The 19515-nt window shown below is 69.8% G+C and carries 14 protein-coding genes and 2 pseudogenes; 13 read left to right on the top strand and 3 right to left on the bottom strand.

The genetic code is table 11. From position 1 onward, the window contains the following. Positions 1–60 precede the first annotated feature (60 nt). Both M1203_RS15945 and M1203_RS15940 read right to left on the bottom strand, forming a co-directional pair. The gene (locus M1203_RS15945) at positions 61–243 is read right to left on the bottom strand and encodes a hypothetical protein (RefSeq protein ID WP_249950353.1); all 183 of its coding nucleotides are present in this window, start codon (positions 241–243) and stop codon (positions 61–63) included. A gap of 68 nt (positions 244–311) precedes the next feature. After that, positions 312–1391 carry an acyl-CoA desaturase gene (locus M1203_RS15940; protein ID WP_249950352.1) on the bottom strand — a complete coding sequence of 360 codons (1080 nt, stop codon included), beginning with the start codon at positions 1389–1391 and terminating at the stop codon, positions 312–314. A 281-nt stretch (positions 1392–1672) separates the two neighbouring features. On the opposite strand from M1203_RS15940, the gene M1203_RS15935 reads away from it, so the two are divergent. The 13 genes and pseudogenes from M1203_RS15935 to M1203_RS15880 all read left to right on the top strand — a co-directional run bounded on the left by M1203_RS15935 (position 1673) and on the right by M1203_RS15880 (position 18898). After that, complete coding sequence (locus tag M1203_RS15935; RefSeq protein ID WP_249950351.1) at positions 1673–4657, top strand: SNF2-related protein; 2985 nt, start codon at positions 1673–1675, stop codon at positions 4655–4657. Continuing rightward, positions 4654–6060 (top strand): SWF or SNF family helicase, encoded by a 1407-nt coding sequence (locus tag M1203_RS15930; protein ID WP_249950350.1) that lies wholly within the window; start codon positions 4654–4656, stop codon positions 6058–6060. Before M1203_RS15935 ends, M1203_RS15930 begins: the two co-directional genes overlap by 4 nt. A 95-nt stretch (positions 6061–6155) precedes the next feature. Next, positions 6156–7409, top strand: a complete 1254-nt coding sequence (locus M1203_RS15925) for a GAF domain-containing protein (RefSeq protein ID WP_249950349.1) — start codon at positions 6156–6158, stop codon at positions 7407–7409. A 54-nt stretch (positions 7410–7463) separates the two neighbouring features. Then, a pseudogene (locus M1203_RS15920) lies at positions 7464–7754 on the top strand (hypothetical protein); the annotation flags it as partial. A 201-nt stretch (positions 7755–7955) separates the two neighbouring features. Next, complete coding sequence (locus M1203_RS15915; RefSeq protein WP_249950348.1) at positions 7956–9479, top strand: aldehyde dehydrogenase family protein; 1524 nt, start codon at positions 7956–7958, stop codon at positions 9477–9479. 564 nt (positions 9480–10043) lie between these two features. After that, on the top strand, positions 10044–10406 hold the full coding sequence (locus M1203_RS15910; RefSeq protein WP_249950347.1) for a hypothetical protein: 363 nt from the start codon (positions 10044–10046) through the stop codon (positions 10404–10406). Between the two features lie 831 nt (positions 10407–11237). Beyond that, positions 11238–11585, top strand: coding sequence for a hypothetical protein (locus tag M1203_RS15905; RefSeq protein WP_249950346.1), 348 nt, complete (start codon positions 11238–11240; stop codon positions 11583–11585). Then, on the top strand, positions 11582–13921 hold the full coding sequence (locus tag M1203_RS15900) for a transposase (RefSeq protein WP_249950345.1): 2340 nt from the start codon (positions 11582–11584) through the stop codon (positions 13919–13921). The genes M1203_RS15905 and M1203_RS15900 overlap by 4 nt, the downstream gene beginning before the upstream one ends. Position 13922: 1 nt before the next feature. Beyond that, positions 13923–15224, top strand: coding sequence for an ATP-binding protein (locus M1203_RS15895; protein WP_249950344.1), 1302 nt, complete (start codon positions 13923–13925; stop codon positions 15222–15224). After that, positions 15221–16441, top strand: coding sequence for a TniQ family protein (locus tag M1203_RS15890; RefSeq protein ID WP_249950343.1), 1221 nt, complete (start codon positions 15221–15223; stop codon positions 16439–16441). The genes M1203_RS15895 and M1203_RS15890 overlap by 4 nt, the downstream gene beginning before the upstream one ends. Before the next feature lie 7 nt (positions 16442–16448). After that, a pseudogene (locus tag M1203_RS39225) lies at positions 16449–16865 on the top strand (TniQ family protein); the annotation flags it as partial. A gap of 549 nt (positions 16866–17414) precedes the next feature. Next, on the top strand, positions 17415–17669 hold the full coding sequence (locus tag M1203_RS15885; RefSeq protein ID WP_249950342.1) for a hypothetical protein: 255 nt from the start codon (positions 17415–17417) through the stop codon (positions 17667–17669). A gap of 2 nt (positions 17670–17671) precedes the next feature. Continuing rightward, positions 17672–18898, top strand: a complete 1227-nt coding sequence (locus tag M1203_RS15880) for a TniQ family protein (RefSeq protein ID WP_249950341.1) — start codon at positions 17672–17674, stop codon at positions 18896–18898. 71 nt (positions 18899–18969) lie between these two features. Here the strand turns inward: M1203_RS15880 and M1203_RS15875 are convergent, their stop codons facing one another. Continuing rightward, on the bottom strand, positions 18970–19491 hold the full coding sequence (locus tag M1203_RS15875; RefSeq protein ID WP_249950340.1) for a hypothetical protein: 522 nt from the start codon (positions 19489–19491) through the stop codon (positions 18970–18972). Positions 19492–19515: the final 24 nt, after the last annotated feature.

Below are 19515 nucleotides of genomic sequence, written 5' to 3'. Positions count from 1 at the left end.
CGTGCGGGGCCAGGACCATCCGGCCCAGGACCCCGCACGCGTCTGATCAGCCCGGCCGGATCAGCGGCCCAGCTCCTTGCGGCTGATCCTGCGCAGCCTGCGGCGCTGCGACGGGTCCAGCATCAGATACGCGACCGCCGGCACGCCGAGCACCACCAGCAGTGAGAACCAGAAACCGATCAGCGGTATCAGAAGAAGGCCGACGGCCACTCCCCCGATGGTGATCTTCGTGCGTGTCGACATCTCGACGCCTCCTTCGCGGCCAGGCCGCTTCCTGCCCAGTGAACGCGTACGGGCGTCCGCCAGTTCCACTATGCGCCCGCGCGCAGCGGTTCGCCGACCTCATGCATATGGCCGAGCGCCTGGCGGTACGACTCGATCAGTCCCGTCTCCGTGTACGGGAGTCCCAGCGAGAGGCAGTGGGCGCGCACCATCGGCTGGGCGAGACGCAGATGGGGACGCGGCATGCTGGGGAAGAGATGGTGCTCGATCTGGTAGTTCAGCCCGCCGAGGAACCAGTCGGTCAGGAGTCCGCCCCGGACGTTCCGCGAGGTCAGCACCTGACGGCGGAGATGGCCCCAGCCCTCGCTGTTCTCCGGGTCGGGCATCTCCATGCCTTTGTGGTTGGGCGCGAAGGCCATGCCCAGATGGAGACCGAGGAGCATCTGGTTGATCAGGGCGAAGACGATGGCCTGGCCGACGGTCATCGTGGTGAGCAGCAGGGTCACATACGCCGCGACATGGGCGATGAGGAGCCCTCCCTCGGTCACTCGCCGGCGGGCGGGCATCCGGTCGTCGCCGCGGGAGAAGACGGCCTGGAAGCCGTACACCTTGAGGGCGATGCCCTCAAGGGTGGTCAGCGGGAAGAACAGCCAGGCCTGGTGCCGGGTGAGCCAGCGGCGCAGTCCGGTGCGGCCCGCGGTCTGGTGCTGGGTGAAGACGAGGATGTCCGCGGCGACGTCCGGGTCCTTGTCGATGTGGTTGGGGTTGGCGTGGTGCCTGTTGTGCTTGTCGTTCCACCACTCCTGGCTCATACCGAGCATCAGGTTGGCGTGGACGAGCTGGATGAAGCGGCCCCTGCCCCGGTCGGAGGTGATCTGGGCATGTCCCGCGTCATGGCCGACGAACGCCATGCGCGCCGATATGACGGCCAGCGGCGGCGCGAGGAGCAGCGTCCACCAGGAGGGGCCGAGGAGCACCATTCCGGCGACGATCGCCGCCAGGAAGAGGAAGTTGACAGTGATGCCCCGGGCGTACCAGGCGACCCTGCGCTCCAGGAGGCCCTGCTCCCTGACCGTACGCAGGAGGGGCGCGAAGTCGCTGCCGCCGACGCGGCCGACTGCGGGGTCGGGTATGGGGTCCGCGAGGGGGATGGCGGCGGCTTGGGGCATGTCGGTCTCCGGTCTGTGTAGGCCGAGGTGGGCACTGAGAGGGGGCCGCGCGGACTGCGTCGGCCCCTTTGAAACGTAGGTGTGCGTGCTGCCGGGCGGCCATGACGCCACCACCCGGAAAAGCTGGGTGCTGTCCGGGGGGTGGGGGTGGTGCTGGCTACACCCAGAGGTGTCGCGGAGTGAGTCAGGTCACGGCGGTGCCGTCCCCGCGTGGCTTCGCGGTGGGGTACCCTCGGCGGCTCCGACCCGCATTAGTCAAACTTGAGGAATGCGTCTTCGCTGTGCACAGGCTCCCCGCGGCAACGCTCTCCCGGACCGCCGAACTCGCCCTCTGTTCCACCGTCTTTCTCCCCGCGGATCCGGCTCGCACCGGGCGGATCGCCTTCTGGCGACCCGACGGCGCGGAGCCGCCGTCCGCACCGGGCTCCCTGGAGGAACTGGGCGTCGTCGACACCGAAGGCCACCCTCTCACGGTCAGGGCGCTGTTGACTCCCGTATCCACCGCTCTCCCCGTGCTGACCAGGGCACGCGCCTCGGCGAACGCGTCCTCGTCCGCGGCCTTCTGGGGTGCGGCGGCGCTCCTTGCCCTGCAACTCGCCGCCCGTGGGCGGCTGTTGCCCGGCCTCACCGCTACGGATCACGACGCGTGGCGGGCCGGGCCACTGACCGCGGAGGATCTGGAGCGGATCCGGGCGCTGGCCGCCGCCATGCCGCCCAGCGCGCACGCCGTACCGCTCGGCGCCACCGCCGGGCGAGCCGCCGGATCGGCGGATACGGTGCTTCTCCCCCGGCCCGAGAGGCTGTTGAGGGATTTCCTCGACGCGGTCGCCGACGTGCTGCCGCGCACGCCTGCCGCCACGCTCGTCACAACGGAACCCGCCTTCGCCGCCGCCCCGCCACGACGCTTTCCCGAGCTGCGTGACTGGGCCACGGCTGTGGCGGCGGGGCATGACGCGGGCGTGCGGCTCTCGTTGCGCGTCGAACTGCCGGGTCTGGCGGATACCCCGGACACGCCGAGTACGCCGAGTACGCCAGGCGCGCCGGACACACCCGGCACACCGCGATCCGCCTTCCGCGCCGTCCTCCAGATGCACAGCGTCAGCGATCCCTCCGCGGTCTCCGACGCCACCGACGTGTGGTCGGGTCCGGCGTCGGCCGCCTTCGGCCCGCGCGCCCGGATGGACGCCCTGCTCGCCCTGCGCCGCGCCGCCCGCGCCTGGCCACCACTCACCCCGCTGCTCTCGGCCGCCGTGCCGGACGCCATCGAGCTCGCGGACGAGGAGGTCACCGAACTGCTGGGCGAGGCGGCCGGGGCGCTGGCCGCGACCGGCGTCCAGGTGCACTGGCCCAGGGAACTGGCGCGCACGCTGACGGCTCGCGCGGTCATCGGCCCCGCGGACGAAATGTCCGGCTCCGATACGACGGACACGGCGGACGCGACGGGAACAGCGGACTCGGCGGACACCGGTGGCTCCTCCCGGCCGGAGCGGCCGGAGACGAATCTGCCCGCCTTCCTGTCGGCCGACGCCCTCCTCTCCTTCAACTGGCACTTCGCGCTGGGTGATCAGCGACTCTCCCGTGCCGAGCTCGACCGGCTCGCCGAGGCGAGCCCCCCCGTCGTCCGACTGCGTGACCAGTGGGTTCTGATCGATCCGGCGGAGGTCCGGCGGGCCCAGCGGAGCCAGGACCGCAAGCTCAGTCCGGTCGACGCGCTCGAAGCCGTGCTGACCGGCTCCACGGAGGTCGAGGGCCGCCGGGTCGAGGTACAGGCGACGGGCCGGCTCGCCACTCTGCGCGACCGGCTCGCCGATCCGGAGAGCGCGGAGCAGGAGATCGGACAGCCGGCCGCGCTCGCCGCGACGCTCCGCGACTACCAGCTCCGCGGGCTCAACTGGCTGCACCGCATGACATCGCTCGGACTCGGCGGCTGTCTCGCCGACGACATGGGGCTGGGCAAGACCATCACCCTCATCGCCCTCCATCTGCACCGGCAGACCGACCCGGCGGCGGCCGGCCCGACCCTCGTCGTCTGCCCGGCCTCCCTGATGGGCAACTGGCAGCGTGAGATCGAACGGTTCGGCCCCGGCACGCCGGTGCGCCGCTTCCACGGTGCCTCGCGCAGTCTGGAGGGCCTGGCGGACGGCGAGTTCGTCCTCACCACGTACGGCACCATGCGGCTGGACGCGGTGAGACTCGGCGGGACGGACTGGGGCATGGTCGTGGCCGACGAGGCGCAGCACGTCAAGAACCCGTACTCCGCCACCGCCCGGCAGCTGCGGACCATCGGAGCCAGGGCCCGGGTCGCTCTCTCCGGCACCCCCGTGGAGAACAATCTCTCCGAGCTGTGGGCGATCCTCGACTGGACCACCCCGGGGCTCCTCGGCCGCCTCGGTACGTTCCGTACCCGCTACGCGGAGTCCGTCGAGAGCGGCAACGACCCGGCGGCGGCCGAGCGTCTCGCCGCGCTGGTCCGACCGTTCCTGCTGCGCCGCCGCAAGTCTGATCCGGGGATCGCGCCCGAACTGCCGCCCAAGACCGAGACCGACCGCGCCGTCTCCCTCACCAGGGAACAGGCCGGACTGTACGAAGCGGTCGTACGGGAGACCCTGGCCGCGATCGCGGAGGCGGGCGGTATGGAACGCCGCGGACTCGTCGTCAAACTGCTGACCGCGCTCAAGCAGATCTGCAATCACCCGGCGCAGTATCTGAAGGAGGAGCGGCCCCGTCTCACCGACCGCTCCGGGAAGCTGGAACTGCTGGACGAGCTGCTCGACACGATCCTCGCGGAGGACGCGAGCGTGCTGGTCTTCACCCAGTACGTACAGATGGCGCGGCTGCTGGAGCGGCATCTGGCGGCGCGCGGAGTACGCACCCAGTTTCTGCACGGCGGTACGCCGATCGCCGAACGCGAGGCGATGGTGGACCGCTTCCAGAACGGTGAGGTGCCGGTCTTCCTGCTGTCGTTGAAGGCGGCGGGCACCGGGCTCAATCTGACCCGCGCGGAGCATGTCGTGCACTTCGACCGCTGGTGGAATCCCGCTGTCGAGGCACAGGCGACGGACCGCGCGTACCGCATCGGGCAGCTTCGGCCCGTACAGGTGCACCGGATGATCACCGAAGGCACGATCGAGGACCGGATCGCCGAGATGCTGGCACGTAAGCAGGGGCTGGCCGATGCCGTACTGGGCTCCGGCGAGGCGGCCCTGACCGAACTGACCGACGCCGAGCTGGCGGATCTGGTGGAGCTGCGAGGGAGCGCCCGATGAGCGGTAGGTACGACGGCGGTTCCGAGGACGGTTCGACGGACGGCCCCCCGGTGGAGGGCTTCGCGCGCCACGCGCCGGACGGTTCGGCGGACGGCGACGAGCGCACCTTCGCCGCGCTGGCGCCCGCCGGGGGCCGGGCCTTCGCGCAGACCTGGTGGGGCCGGGCCTGGTTGAAGGCGCTGGAGGACACCGCGCTCGACGCCCAGCAGCTGAAGCGGGGGCGCAGACAGGCCCGCGAGGGCGCCGTCGGCGCCGTGTCCGTACGGCCGGGACGGATCACGGCGGTCGTCCATGACCGGGACGGCACCGCCCAGCGCAGCGATGTGCTGTTGCAGCAGCTGAGCGACGAGGAGTGGGACCGTTTCCTGGACATGGCGGTCGACCGGGCGGGCCATATCGCGGCGCTGCTCGACCGGGAGATGCCGCCGCATCTGGTGGAGGACGCCGCGGGCGCCGGGGTCGAACTCCTCCCCGGTATAGGTGATCTGGAGCCGGAGTGCGGCTGTGAGGCCTGGGACCACTGCCCGCACTCCGCCGCGCTCTGCTATCAGATGGCCAGGCTGCTGGACCAGGATCCGTTCGTCCTGCTGCTGATGCGGGGCAGGAGCGAGCGCCGGCTGCTCGACGAGCTTCAGGTGCGCAGCGTCGCCCGTGCCGCCCGTACGAAGGAGGAGCCGGGGGACGGCATGGACGACGGCGGCGCCCGGGGCGGCGAGGAGGCCGGCGTACCGGCCGTGGCCGCGTTCGCCGCGCGCGACCTCCTGCCGCCGCTGCCCGCTCCCCCGCCGCTGCCGCCGGAGCCGGGGCAGCCTCCGGCCCTCGACACGGAGGGCACGCCACCGGCCGGGGTCGACGCGGACGCCCTGGAGTTCCTCGCCGCCGACGCGGCGGCGCGTGCCCTGCGGCTGCTGTCGGAAGCGCTGCTTCCGGGCCATGAACAGCAGCCGGAGGAGCCGGAGTTGCCCCCTGTGCAGGATGCGGTACGGCTGGCCGCCACGACGTCCGACCAGCGGCTGGTGGCGCGGCTCGCCTCGGGCTCCGGCCGACGGCCGGCCGAACTGGATCTCGCGGTGCGCGCCTGGCGGTACGGCGGCGCGGCGGCCCTCTCCGTACTGGAGGACACCTGGACCCCGGAGCCCGAGTCCCTCGCACGGGCGACGGCGGCGCTCGACGCGGCCTGGGAGGACGGGGACAGGCCGCGGCTGCGGGCGGGCGGCGGCGGGCGCTGGACCGTGGCCGAGTCGTCGGTCCAGCTGCGCTACGGCCGCGACGGGCGCTGGTGGCCCTACCGCAAGGAGCGGGGCCGGTGGGCTCCCGCGGGTCCGGGCGGCCCCGATCCCGCGGCGGCCCTGGCGGACGCGCTCGCGGAGGACACACCCTGGGCGAGTGAGTCCGGGGCGTGATCCGTACGGTCGGGTTGCCCGGCGGGACGCTTGCCGGGCCGGGCCGCCGGAGCGACGATGGGCACGTCCGGTGATGTCCGACCGGGGAGGCCGCATTGACCGACACCTGGGTGGCTCTGGAAGCGGGCGCCGATCCGGTGAAGCGCCGAGGGGCCCTGCGCCGCGCGTACGAGTCGTACGCGAGCGCGGGGCGGGTCGAGCACCCGGTGCGGCCGGTGGTGGCCGCGTCCTGGCGGCGGTCCGCCCGCGCCCATGTCAGCCCGGAGGGCATGGCGTGCGTGGAGCTGTCCGACGACGAACTCGCCGCGTACCGCGACGCCCATCCGCTCGCCCGGGTGATGCCGCTCTTCCGTGAGCTGATGGGCGCGTACGCCATGGACGGCGAACATCTGATGGCGGTGTGCGACGCGCACGGCAGACTGCTCTGGGTCGAGGGGCACCGGGCGACCCGGCTGCTCGCGGGCCGGATGAACTTCGTCCCGGGCGCCCGCTGGTCGGAGGCCGTGACCGGAACGAACGCGCCGGGCACCGCGATCGCCGTGGACCGGCCCGTACAGGTCTTCGCCGCCGAGCACTTCCAGCGGCCTGTGCACCCATGGACCTGCGCGGCGGCGCCCGTCCACGATCCTCTCAGTGGACGGCTGCTGGGCGCCGTCGACATCACCGGTGGAGACCGGCTGGCCCATCCGCACAGCCTGGCCTTCGTGGGCGCGGTCGCGCGGGCCGCCGAGTCACAGCTCGCGCTGCTCGCGCCGTCCCCCGACACCGAGGCCGTACGGCTGACGGCGCTGGGACGGGACGAGGCGCTGCTGGTGGCGGCCGGCCGCAAGCTGCGGCTGAGCCCCCGGCACAGCGAGATCCTGACCCTGCTCGCGCGCCGTCCCGAGGGCATGGCGGGGGACGAGCTGCTTGTGGAACTGTACGAGGACGAGTCGGTCACCCCGGTCACGCTGCGCGCGGAACTCTCCCGGCTGCGCGGGCTGCTCGGCCCCGGGCTGCTGCGATCACGGCCCTACCGGCTGGCCGCCCACGTCGAGTCGGACTTCGACACGGTGACCCGGCGGCTGGCCTCCGGCTCCGTGACCTCCGCGATGAGCGCGTACGCCGGGCCGCTGCTGCCGACCTCGCGGGCGCCCACGGTGGTACGGCTGCGCCGCCGTCTCGCGGACCAGCTGCGGGCGGCGCTGGTCGCTCGCGGCGACCCGGGGCTGCTGGCCGACTGGGCGTACAGCCCCTGGGGCGAGGACGACCTGCCGGTGTGGCGGGCGCTGGCCGCCGTACTCCCCGTACAGCAGCGGCCGGCCGCACTCGCACGGGTACGGGAGCTCGACGCGTGGCAGCGGACGTGACGGCCTGCCCCGACCACTCACACGAACGCACATACGATGAAGCGCTCTTCCACCCGGCGCGAGGTGATCGTCAGCTGCGGTGCCATCGACTCGCCGAAGCTGCTGATGCTGTCGGCGATCGGTCCCGGAGGGTGGCTGCGGGACGTGGGGGTGGACCCGCGCTGCTTCACGCACGAGCACGGCATCCGGGAGATCACCGCCCAGGCGCCGATGGCTCCGTGGACGGGGACCGAGCCGGCACCGGGCCGGGCGGCACGCTCCGACGAGGAGTTGTTCTCGTACATCCGCGAGACCCACAACACCGTCTACCTCCCGGCGGACTCGCCGCTCGATCCACCACGACGATGATCGGCGAGAAGTGCGCGGACATGATCAAGGCGGCGGAGTGAACGGAACCGGAGCGAGCCGAGGCGGCGCGAGCCGGGTCCGCTGGACCGCCTGGATGACCACGGCGGCGGTGCAACGTCGTCGCAACGTCCCGCTCCATAAGGTCGGGCGTGGGCGCCGTCCAACGGCGGGCGGCGCGGAATCCGGGAGGCCACAGAGATGACCCGTTACGCAGCGCCCGGCAGCGAGGGCGCGATCGTCTCGTACCAGTCCCGCTACGACCACTGGATCGGCGGGGAGTACGTACCGCCGGCCCGCGGTCAGTACTTCGAGAACCCCAGCCCGGTCAATGGCCGCCCCTTCACCGAGATCGCCCGTGGCACGGCGGACGATGTCGAGCGCGCCCTCGACGCGGCGCACGGCGCGGCCCCCGGCTGGGCGAAGACATCGGCGTCGGACCGTGCCAATATCCTCAACCGGATCGCCCACCGGATGGAGGAGCATCTGGAGGAGCTGGCGGTCGCGGAGAGCTGGGAGAACGGCAAGCCGGTCCGGGAGACCCTCGCGGCCGACATCCCGCTCGCCATCGACCACTTCCGCTACTTCGCGGGGGCGCTGCGCGCCCAGGAGGGCACGCTCAGCGAGCTGGACGACGACACCGTCGCCTACCACTTCCATGAGCCGCTCGGGGTGGTGGCCCAGATCATCCCGTGGAACTTCCCGATCCTGATGGCGACATGGAAGCTGGCGCCCGCGCTGGCCGCCGGAAACGCCGTCGTGCTCAAGCCGGCGGAGCAGACCCCGGCCTCCATCCATCTCTGGATGAGTCTGATCGCCGATCTGCTGCCGCCGGGCGTCGTCAATATCGTCAACGGCTTCGGCGTCGAGGCGGGCAAGCCGCTGGCGTCCAGCCCGCGTGTGGCGAAGGTCGCGTTCACCGGCGAGACCACGACGGGGCGGCTGATCATGCAGTACGCCTCCGAGAACATCAAGCCCGTCACCCTGGAACTCGGCGGCAAGAGCCCGAACCTCTTCTTCGACGACGTCTGGGCCGCCGATGACGACTTCCGTGACAAGGCGCTCGAAGGCTTCACGATGTTCGCCCTCAACCAGGGCGAGGTGTGCACCTGTCCGTCACGCGCGCTGATCCAGGACGGCCACTACAGCGAGTTCCTGGCCGCGGGCGTGGCCCGCACGGAGGCGATCGTGCCCGGCCACCCGCTGGACACCGACACGATGGTCGGCGCGCAGGCGTCCAACGACCAGTTGGAGAAGATCCTCTCGTATCTGGACATCGGCCGGCAGGAGGGGGCCAAGGTCCTGACGGGTGGTCAGCGTATCGACTACGACGGCGAACTGGCCGGTGGCTACTACGTCCAGCCCACGATCTTCGAGGGCCACAACCGCATGCGGATCTTCCAGGAGGAGATCTTCGGCCCGGTCCTCGCGGTGACGTCCTTCAGCGACTTCGACGACGCGATCAAAACCGCGAACGAAACGCTGTACGGTCTGGGCGCGGGCGTCTGGACGCGGGACATGAACACCGCTTACCGGGCGGGCCGTTCGATCCAGGCGGGCAGGGTCTGGACGAACTGCTACCACGCCTACCCGGCACACGCCGCCTTCGGCGGCTACAAGCAGTCGGGGATCGGCCGTGAGAACCACCGGATGATGCTGGACCACTATCAGCAGACGAAGAACCTGCTGGTGTCGTACTCACCGAAGAAACTGGGCTTCTTCTAGGCGCAAGAGAAGGGCGCCTGACCAGGTCCTATGCCTGTCAGGCGCCCTTCACGGCGCACGACTAAGCGGTATGGCGAGATGCGCCCTCAATCCCGATAACTCCCGCTGGTATTTCAGTTCTGACCAGCAGTTCCGGGGCATCTCCGGGCCAAGGTCTCGCTAGGTCTTTCTCCGTGTCGCCCACCGGCGCCTCCCAACGCCGCATGGACTCTCCGATCCGCCGGTTCGCGTGGTTCCGTGCTTCGGCCAAGAACTTGGCGTAGTAGCGGAAGAGGACCTGGATGCTTTGTCCGGATCGGCGCGCGCACCCGGCGGGGTCGACTCCGTAGGCCAACCAGAACGAGATGGCGGCGTAGCGCAGGTCGTAGGGGCGCTTCGCCAGCTCAAGGGCGTACTCGTCAGAGACAAGAGCGGCCTCACGCACTCGCCCACAGGTGATGCCGTTACGCCGAGGTATCGACGTAGAAGGCCGCCGAGGCGTGGGTCCGGGACGAGGACTTCCGGGTACGCCGGCTGGCGAGTGAGGCCATCCGGCCCTTGCCGCCCTGGGCCCCAAGGATCGCATTGCCCGTCGACGCGGGCCTGCCCGTCCTTGAACCTGACCTCGTGCTGGCCACCCTTCAGCGATGGAAGACCTCGGGCCGACTCACCGGCGAGCAGTTCGCCTTCCCCGCCCGGAACGCCCTGAGCAACCGGCTGAAGCAGGGCTGGCCGCCCGCCTACGCCGGCCTCGGCTGCGCCCACGACGCGCCCATCACGCTCCCGCTCGCCTTGGAACGCACCGAACTCCGCGACGACGACATCCCTGAACTTCTCCGCCGCTCTCACCGTCTCCCGCCCCTCCGGAGCCGATCAACCGCCCTTGAGGCCGCCGCCATCGCACGCTGCGGCACGGTCCGTGCTGTCCGCAACCCCCCGAAGGAGTGACCCGCCCTGATCGAACGAGTTTGAGCGGCGACAGCGCAGAGCCTGCACGCCCCGGCCCCGGCATGAGAACTGGCGTTCACCACATGCCCTCCGATCGGGCCGTGACGGGACCAGATCCAGCGCGTTTTTAGTGCATCAGTGCCACACCGACGCCCAGACGGAGCAACGCCATGATGAGACTGAGCACGATAGGTGTCGTCAACCATCCTTCCCGACCTGGTCTTTCTTGAAGGGCTGAGCACGACATCTGTCGCCGAATTCGCATCGTCGTTGACGTGTTCCGTGCTCTTTGCAGGCAAGTTGTCGCCAACTTCGAAGATTGCTTCTCCGAGGGTGAAGTGTGCGGCTTACCTGAGGATATGAGCGACATCCGGGACTCCTTGTGGTCCCACCGCTGCACGTGGACGGATCTGCTGGTCCCCGTCTCGCTGGACGCGGGGCGGGGCGGCTTGGACCTGTCCGACGGCTGGCCGGATCGGTGGAAGGCGACGTGGAAGTACGCCGGGGACGAGGTGGCGGGGCCGGTTCGGCATCTGGGGCGGGTGCCTGTGGCGAACCGGAACCCGATGCGGGGTTTCACCTGGCGGCGGGAGCAGAGGCATCGGCCTGGTCTGGAATCGCTGGTGTCGACGGGGCGTCTGCATGGGTTCGAGAGTCTCGAAGAGGATCAGCTGCTGGTGGCGCTGGACTTTGCCGGTGATCTGGTGGAGGTGCTGTCGCAGCCGCTTCGTATCCGGTTCCGTACCGCGGAGAAGTGGCGCAACCACACGCCGGACTTCTTCGCGGTCACACGGGCGGGGACTTGGCTGATCGACGTGCGGCCCCCTGGATTTGATCAAACCCGAGGATCTGGAGTCCTTCGCGGCCGCGGGGGAGGTGGCGTTGGTCTGCGGGTGGCACTACGCGGTCGCGGCCGAGTGGCGGCCGCATGTGCGGTCCACGCTCGGCGCGATGTACGGGAAGCGTCGTCCGACGCGGGACGTGCTCGGTGTGCAGGCTGATCTGCTTGCTCAGGCCGAAGAGGCGCTCACATTCGGCGAGTTGGCCGCCATGCATACGTACTGGCCCGTGGCGCGGGCGCAGTTACTGCACCTGCTGTGGCACCGCCGACTCGGCATCGACCTCGCTCAGCCGCTGACGGACAGGTCGCGGGTGGTGCTGGCAGGAGGCGTCTCATGATGGGGGCGACGGCACTGGATCTCTCGCCCGGCGCGGGCGTAGTGCTCGACGAGGTGGAGTGGCTGGTCGAGCGGCAGGAGCCGCATCTGGGGCGAGTCCACCTGGTGCGGTCGGACGGTGAGCGGCAGCGGGTGAGCTTCCGCTTTCTGGTCAATCATCCGCGGTGCCGGTCGTCGTCGCGCACGGCGGCGGAGGGCGCCAACCGTGGGCGGCAGGCGGCTTCGTGGAGTGATGTGAAGCCGGAGAAGCGACCCTTGATGGAACAGCGTTTCGCGCATCTGATGGAGGTCGACTGCGGATTCCGCAGCGGTGATCCGTTCCGGCCTGAGCCGGGGGAGCCGAGTCCCGAGTACGACCCGGACCGTACGACGCTGACCGAGCGCCGGGCGGCGAAGGCAGCCGAACTGTCGGCGCTGCGGCCCGAGGAGGCCAAGCTTCTCCTGGGGGTCGCACATGTCGGGGTGCGCACGCTGGAGCGGTGGGAGCGGCGGCGCAGGAAGTACGGGATCGTGGGCTGCGCCGATCACCGGTGGCTGCGGGCGAGCGGAGGACACCCGAGTATCAGTGAGGAGGTTCGTGAGGCGATCTTCGCGGTCCGCGCGGAGACGCAGCATCACCGGTCCCGGGTGAGCGCGCGGACCCGCGAGATCATGATCCGGCGCTATGTGCGGGAGACCTTCGAGAAGGAAGACGGAGAAGAGGGGGACGAGGGCGGGGACGGGGAAGAGCGCGAGAAGATCGAGGTCCCCAGCTATCACACGCTGCTGCGGGTGTGGAAGGAGTGGTTCGGGCCGGGCGGCGCCCGACCGAAGTACGAGCGCTCGGCCGAACTACCCACCAAGAACGGGCATGTGCTCGTGACGCGCCCCGGCCAGGTCGTCGCGCTGGATACGACGATCCTGCCGGTGATGGTTCGCGAGAACGTCTTCGGCGACCCGGTCACCGTCCACCTCACCTTGGCGCTGGACGTCTACACGCACTCCATCTGCGCGTTCCGGCTCACGCTGGTGTCGGACTCCTCGGTGGACGTCGCGATGGTGCTGCGCGACGTCATGCTGCCATTGCCCATGCGTCAGGAGTGGGGCGAGGACATGGAGTGGCCCTATCCAGGGCTGCCGGCGGCCATGGTCTCCGAGTTCGCAGGGTACGAGGTGGCCGGGCTGCCGTTCTTCACCCCCGAGACCCTCACCTCCGACCACGGCTCGGTCTACCGCAATCACCACCTGGTGGATGTCCAGGAGGCGATGGGCTGCAGGATCCTGCCGGCGCGTGTGCTGCGCCCGCAGGACAAGAGCGCGGTGGAGCGCGTCTTCGGCAGCATCCGTTCGCTGGTGTTCGAGAAGCTGGCCGGTTACACGGGAGTCGACGTGGCCGACCGCGGTGCCGACCCGGAGGGCGACGCGGTGCTGACCCTCGCCCAGATGGAGCACTTCATCGCGACCTGGGTCGTGAAGGTCTGGCAGAACCGCAGGCTCGGCGAATTCGCGCCCAGTTGGGATCCCGGAGGTGACCACAGCCCCAACACCCTGTTCGCCGCCTCCTTCGCCCAAGAGGGTTTCGACCTGGACATTCCGTCCCCTGAGACGTACTACCGTTTCCTGCCCGAGCATCATGTGAAGCGGATCTACCGGCGGGGCGTGAAGGTCAAAGGGCTCTGGTACGACGCCGAGTTGCTGAACCAGCCTGACATGAACTCCGTGCGCGGGGGCCGCTACAAGAAGCAGTGGGTCATCCACCGCGAACCCCGCGACCGGCGGATGGTGTACTTCCAGGATCCCGATACCCATGAATGGCATGAACTGCGCTGGACGGGGCTGCCGCCGGAGGGTGAAATGCCGGCCTTCGGGGACGCGCGGGTCGAGGAACTCCTCACCCGCGTACGGGAAGCAGGTCTCAAGCCGCGCTCCGACAGCGATCTTGCCTCCATCCTCCTGGAGATGCTGGGGGCCGTCGATCCGGTCGAAAAGTGGCCGTCCCAGCTGACCAAATCCCAGCGGACGCAGCACGCACGGGAGATCACCCAGGCCCGGGCTGCCGCCGCAGACCGGCCACAACAGCCGCCGAAGCCGGTCGAGCCGCCGCGCCTGACTGCCGTGGGTGCGCGGGACATGGAGCCGCCGTGGCGCGAGCGGGCCCGGGAGGCCACCGACAGCCTGGACGCCCAGCGGCGTCGCCGGCGGGAGGCGGCCACGTCCTCGCGGACGCCGTCGGCGCCCGCCCCACTCGGATCGAGCCGCCGCGGCCGCAACCTCCTCGTCATCGCCGACGATGACGGCCCAGGTGATCCGGCCCCGCAGCAGCCGAGCCCCGGCCAGCAACCGACGGAGGAGGACTGAGATGAGCGACCTGCACTCGCAGCCGCCGGACGTTCCCGTCCCGTTCCTGCGCTTCGGCCCGAGGCCGGACCGGACCCGCCACGAGGGCTGGCAGGAGTTCCGCCGCACGCGGGATCTGTTCGTGCCGGTCAAGAAGATCTCCCTGGCCGAGTATGCGCTGATGAGCCCGCGCAAGAAGTCGCTGTACGACCTGCACCGGGCGGCCACGCACGTCAACATGCAGATGCTGGACACCCCGATGAGCGAGGTGGTCACCATGCTGATGCGTTCGCGGATCCAGAACAACGCGATGCGTATCGGCCCGAGCACCCTGGACGGGCTGATGATCAACGGTGGGGGTTACCAGGGCAAGACGGAGACTGCCTGCCGGACCGCCGCCGAGTTCGAGGACACCTGGCGCGCCCTGTTCGAGCAGTACCCCGAGTGCTACTTCGACCCGATGCCCGGCACCCGGGACCTGATCGCGCCGGTCGCCTACTGCCAGACCCCGGTGAAGGCCACTCCGATCGGCCTGTGCGAGGCGATTCTCGACTACTACGGCGCCCCCTACGGCAGAAACCTGCGCGGCATGATCCGCAATGTCCGCGAGTCGATCAAGGCGCACGCCACCACCGTCCTGATCATCGACGACATCACCCGCCTGAAGATGCACCGGGAGGACGACCAGGACACCCTCGACCTGATCCGCGGCCTGATGGACCTGGACGTCACGCTCGTCCTCATCGGCGTGAACATCCCCCGCTCCGGTCTGCTCAGGGAGGGCTGGCACGACCCCCGCACCAACCAGTGGGTCTACGCACCCCTGAAGAAGGGCAAGAGCTACAACCCCGACGCCTCCACCCAGACCGAGCGCCGCTTCGACCTGGTCACCCTCGACCCCTTCGACTACAGCAACAACGCACGCACCGGCGCCTTCATCGACCACCTCGAAGGCATCGAGAACCAGATCCGGCTCTTCAACGCCGGCCCCGGCACACTGTCCGAAGGCCGGATGCCCGAGTACCTCTACCGCCGCACCCACGGCATTGTCGGCCTCCTGCGGCGCCTGATCGAGGACGGACTGACCAAGGCCATGGAGAGCGGCCTGGAGGACCTGACCATCGACCTCCTCGACGAGATCACCATTAACCTGGGCAACGTCCCTGGCAAGGACGGCGTGCGCGACGCCGAAGCTGGAGAGATCCCCGACGTCGACACTGCCCCGCAGCCGAAGGCGGAACCGGCGCGGACGGCCGCGAAGGCCCGTAAGGGGCGGAACACGGTCCTCGACGACCGCGGCACACCACCGGCGGCCGAGGCATGACCCCGCGCCCCCTGCCCCGCACGCTCGCGCCCCTCGAGGACGAGTCGCTGGTGGGGCTCATCTTGCGCCTGGCTCACCACAGCGGGAGTTCGCCCGCGGCCATCGCCCTGCGCATGGGCCTCGCGCACAAAGAGGGCATCTACGTTCCAGCAGGATCGTTGCTCGAGCTCCCTCCGCGCGAACTCGCCGAGGCGGCGCATGTGGCGGGCCTGTCGGTCCCCGAAATGGAAAATCTCCTGCTTGCTCCCCTCGGTGAGCGCTATGGACCACTCAGCCAGCAGTACGACCCGTGGTACGGACCTCAACTCCTCACCAATCCCCGGCGGTGGGTTCACCTGCGCAGCACCCAGTTCTGTGAGCGCTGCCTGGCCGGGAACGGCAGCTCACTGAGAGAAAGACTCGGCGGCGCGTGGAAGAGACACTGGCACCTGCCTGTCGTCTTCGCCTGCGTCGAGCACCGCCGCATGCTCCGACGCCACTGCCCCTACTGCGGACGCCCTGCCCACGCCGCGCGGAGGGGACTCATCGCACATGCCTCCCAGGAGGACCTGCACCCAACCCAGTGCCGCGCCTCGTCCATCTTCCAGACAAGCAGCAGGGACAGGTCGGTGTGCGGTGCCTCCATGGCCGCCGAATCGGGGAGCCGCAGCATCTCGAGTGACCGCGCGACACGAGAGGAGATCATCGGCCTCCAAAGACGCATCGACGCACTGCTGTCTCCCAACGGGCCGTCGTCGACCCTGAGTTGTGGGGAGATGGTCTCCGTAGCCCAGTACTTCATGGACCTGCGTGCCGTCACCGCGCTGATCTTCGCGTCCTGGCCCCTGGCACGCCCGTTGGCCGCAACGGAGGCACTGGCCAGAGCCGCCGAGCGCGACGGGGAACGCCGTCAGCGAAGTGCCAGGGACCTCCGCAGCCGGGTCAAGGGCGCTTGGGCCGGCAACTACTTCCTCGCGCCGCCTGACACGGCCCTCGCGACCAGCGCCGTTCTGGGAATCGCGGAGCGCCTCCTCAAAGCCGCGGACAACTCGGAGGAACGTGCCGGGCTCATCGACCTCTACCAACCGGCAGTGGCCGGGCGCGCGCCGCTCAGCCGGAGGCTCGTGGCGGAGCTCGGGGCATCCCCGCCCCTGTGCCGCACTCTCGGCATCACTCCGCGCCCGCGTAAGGCTAGTACCCGCAGCGCGCCACAGATGCCAGCAGCGGAAGCGGGGTGAGAACGGCATGCGCCCTCTGCCCCGCAGCCTCGACCCACTCCACGACGAAACCCTCGTCGGCTTCATCCTCCGCCTCGCCCGCCACAACGGCACGACCCCGGACCACGTCGCATCCCGTTTGGGGTTGATGGACGCCCAGGGTGAGTCTCCCGGCGTCGTCTCGCCCTGGCTCTTGGTGGACATGGACAAACCACGCCTTGCCCGGGCGGCACGCGCGGCACATCTGACCGTGGCGGAGGCCGACAAGTTACTGCTCGCCCCGATGGGGCATCGATACGGCCTTGTGAGCAGGCAATACCGGCCGTGGACGAATCCACGGCAGTTGGACCGCCCCAACCGATGGGTCTTCGTACGGACCTCCCAGTACTGCCCGTCCTGCCTCGCAGGCGATGGAGGCCCGCAGGAAGCCCTGAACGGGGGCGCCTGGAGGCGGTCGTGGCGGTTGCCGGTGGTCTTCGCCTGCGTCAGGCACCAGCAGCTCCTCCACCGGGTCTGTCCCGTGTGCCGCGCCCCCGGTCAATTTGCCCGCGCAGGTCTGATAGCTCGCCCGGGAATGGAAGATCTACATCCGGCCCAGTGCCGATCGTCATCCGCTCCGGGTTCGGACGGGGGCCGATCGGCGGTCTGCGGGGCCGACCTCTCCCGCATCCGACCTGCTCGTACTCCGGATGACGCAGACTCGCTCAAGGCGCTGCTGGCACTCCAAGAACGCCTCGACGCGCTGCTGACGACAGATGGGCCGCAGGGCGCCATGAGCTGCGGTCAACTTGTACCGGTCGCCCAGTACTTCATCGACCTGAGAGTCGCGGCCACCTTGATCCTCGCCTCCTGGCCGGAGGCCGGCCGCTTTACCGCGACAACTGCCCTGGCACAGGCGATCGGACGAGAGGCCGAGCAGCGACTGCGCGACAGTCGACGCCGCACGCCGGGAGGATCGAAGAGGCCGTACGGAATCAACTCGCTATTCGCCCCTATGGAGTCCCCCCTGACCATGGGCGCGGTACTGGGCATCGCCGAATCCGTACTCGAAGCCCGCGACAAGAATTGGGCCGAGAGGGTCCTACGCCCGCTCTACGACGCCGCGCTCGTACTGCACCGGGACAGCTTCCGGGAACTTGCACGCCTCCCCGGCACATCCCTTGCGTTGCAGCGGGTGCTCGGAGTCGTAAAGGAGACGGCGGACAGTCCGAGCCCCGAGATCTACGTCCGCGGTCCACGCAACGGCTGACCGTGCGCCCCCTGCCCCGCAGCCTTGACCCGCTGCCCGACGAGGCCCTCACCGGGTTCGTGCTGCGTCTGGCCCACCGGCTGGGCACGACACCCGCAGAGATCGCTCTCCGCACAGGCCTGGCACCCGGCGACCGCCCCGGCCTGCCCACCCGCCTACCCCTGAGTTTCCAGCACCACCTGGACGACGCCCACCTCACCGCCTTCGCCCGCGCCACCCACCTGACGCCCGCCGAGGTCACCGACATGCTCCTCGCCCCGCTCGGACAGCGGTACGGGCCACTGAACCCCGCCTTCACCCCACGCAACACCCCGGCCCGGATGATCTACGACAACCCGTGGGTGCTGACCCGCTCCACGCGCTACTGCCCGCCCTGCCTCGCCGGGAACGGCGCCCCCATCCAGGACCGCCATGGCGGCCCCTGGCAACGGCTGTGGCGCCTCCCCGTGATCTTCCTCTGTATCCAGCATCGGCGACTCCTCTCCCACCGGTGCTTCGGATGCGGCATGCCTGCGCAGTCCGCCTGCACGGCCAACGCCCTCGCCCGCCTGTCTGACGACGCACTCAACCCCCGGCAGTGCCGTTCCCCGCAGGCTCGGTCGGCACCGACTGAGCAGCCCGCAGCTGCCTGCGGAGCCGACCTGGCCCAGCAGGGCCCCCTGCACGAGGAGCCTGATTCGGTCACCATGAAGGTGCTCATGCACGTCCAACGGCACCTTGCGAACTTGATCGCCGCAGGAGGCCCCGATACCACTATGAGTGCGGGGGCGCTCGTCCCTGTCGCGCATTACTTCGCCGACCTGCGAGCCGCGGTCGCCATGATCTTCCGGACCTGGCCGGAGGCCCGCCCGTACTCCAGCACTCCCGCCCTGGCCGCCACGCTCGACGCGGAACACGCCTCCCGCACCGCGCAGGCCCAGCCCCTACTCAAGACCGCCGGCAAGAAGAAGACCTCCAAGCCATACACCGCGCCGCCGCAGGACTCCCTGGCCATGGGCGCAGTCCTGGACATCGCGTCCCAGCTCCTCGCAACAGCGAAGCCGGATGAAGCGCGACAGCTCCTGGCCCCGCTCGTGCAGCGGTTGCGCGATGACGACCGCGCGCTCAGCATCTACTTGCGTCGCCCTGCCTGGATCTCGACGCCAATGAGGACTGCGGTCAGAGACGACTGTCCTGCACGCGAGAAGACCTGTACTCGACGCGTGGGCGACAGCGGCCCTCAACACTGAGCCGTCCTGAACCCAAGCCCACCAGAGGGACGGACAGAGCACCGGGACGGCGGGATTTGGACGGGGGCCGCTTATGCCTGGGCCTTGAGGACCTTGGCCTGGGCCGACTTGAGGCTCCGGTACGCGTCGCGGATGTACCTGGCGAGGCCCTCCCCTGGATGCCGGACCAGAACGTCGCCGTCCTCCCCGGCCTCCCACTCGACGATCGTGACCTCGTAGGACGAGACGTGGGCGCAGAAGTCGAGAACCAGCTGGGGAATCTCGTCCTCGATGAACAGGTCGCCGTGGGCCAGGACGACGTCGCGCATCTGTCGCGCTGTCGGGACCAGCACAGTGAGGACCCACCGGCGCCAGAGCTGGCTCTGTTCCTCGGTGAGACCAGCAGCCTCTCGACGTTCCTCGAGCGGTGTCAGGTGCCGTTCACGAAAGGCGTCCCATGTCCGCTCGTTTGCCTCAACGAGGACCAAGAGGGGGCCGTACAGGTCCCTGAGCTGGGAGTTGATCCGGTCGAGGTGAGCCTGGCGCTTGGAGCGTCGTATCTCTCCGCGCTGGTTCAGGGCGTAGGCGAGCACGGCGATCAGAACGCTGGCCAAGGCCGTGATCATCGTGGCGATCAG

The sequence above is a fragment of the Streptomyces sp. 35G-GA-8 genome, assembly GCF_023534745.1.
Lineage (GTDB): Bacteria > Actinomycetota > Actinomycetes > Streptomycetales > Streptomycetaceae > Streptomyces.
Note: the sequence above shows the minus strand (reverse complement) of the source record. Positions and strands in the feature narration are given on the sequence as shown.

What these genes read in the sequence shown, in the direction of transcription:
- M1203_RS15900 (WP_249950345.1), top strand. Translation starts at nt 11,582, where the DNA reads ATGATGGGGGCGACGGCACTGGATCTCTCGCCCGGCGCGGGCGTAGTG.
- M1203_RS15895 (WP_249950344.1), top strand. Translation starts at nt 13,923, where the DNA reads ATGAGCGACCTGCACTCGCAGCCGCCGGACGTTCCCGTCCCGTTCCTG.
- M1203_RS15890 (WP_249950343.1), top strand. Translation starts at nt 15,221, where the DNA reads ATGACCCCGCGCCCCCTGCCCCGCACGCTCGCGCCCCTCGAGGACGAG.
- M1203_RS15930 (WP_249950350.1), top strand. Translation starts at nt 4,654, where the DNA reads ATGAGCGGTAGGTACGACGGCGGTTCCGAGGACGGTTCGACGGACGGC.
- M1203_RS15940 (WP_249950352.1), bottom strand. Translation starts at nt 1,391, where the DNA reads ATGCCCCAAGCCGCCGCCATCCCCCTCGCGGACCCCATACCCGACCCC.
- M1203_RS15915 (WP_249950348.1), top strand. Translation starts at nt 7,956, where the DNA reads ATGACCCGTTACGCAGCGCCCGGCAGCGAGGGCGCGATCGTCTCGTAC.
- M1203_RS15885 (WP_249950342.1), top strand. Translation starts at nt 17,415, where the DNA reads ATGGAGTCCCCCCTGACCATGGGCGCGGTACTGGGCATCGCCGAATCC.
- M1203_RS15945 (WP_249950353.1), bottom strand. Translation starts at nt 243, where the DNA reads ATGTCGACACGCACGAAGATCACCATCGGGGGAGTGGCCGTCGGCCTT.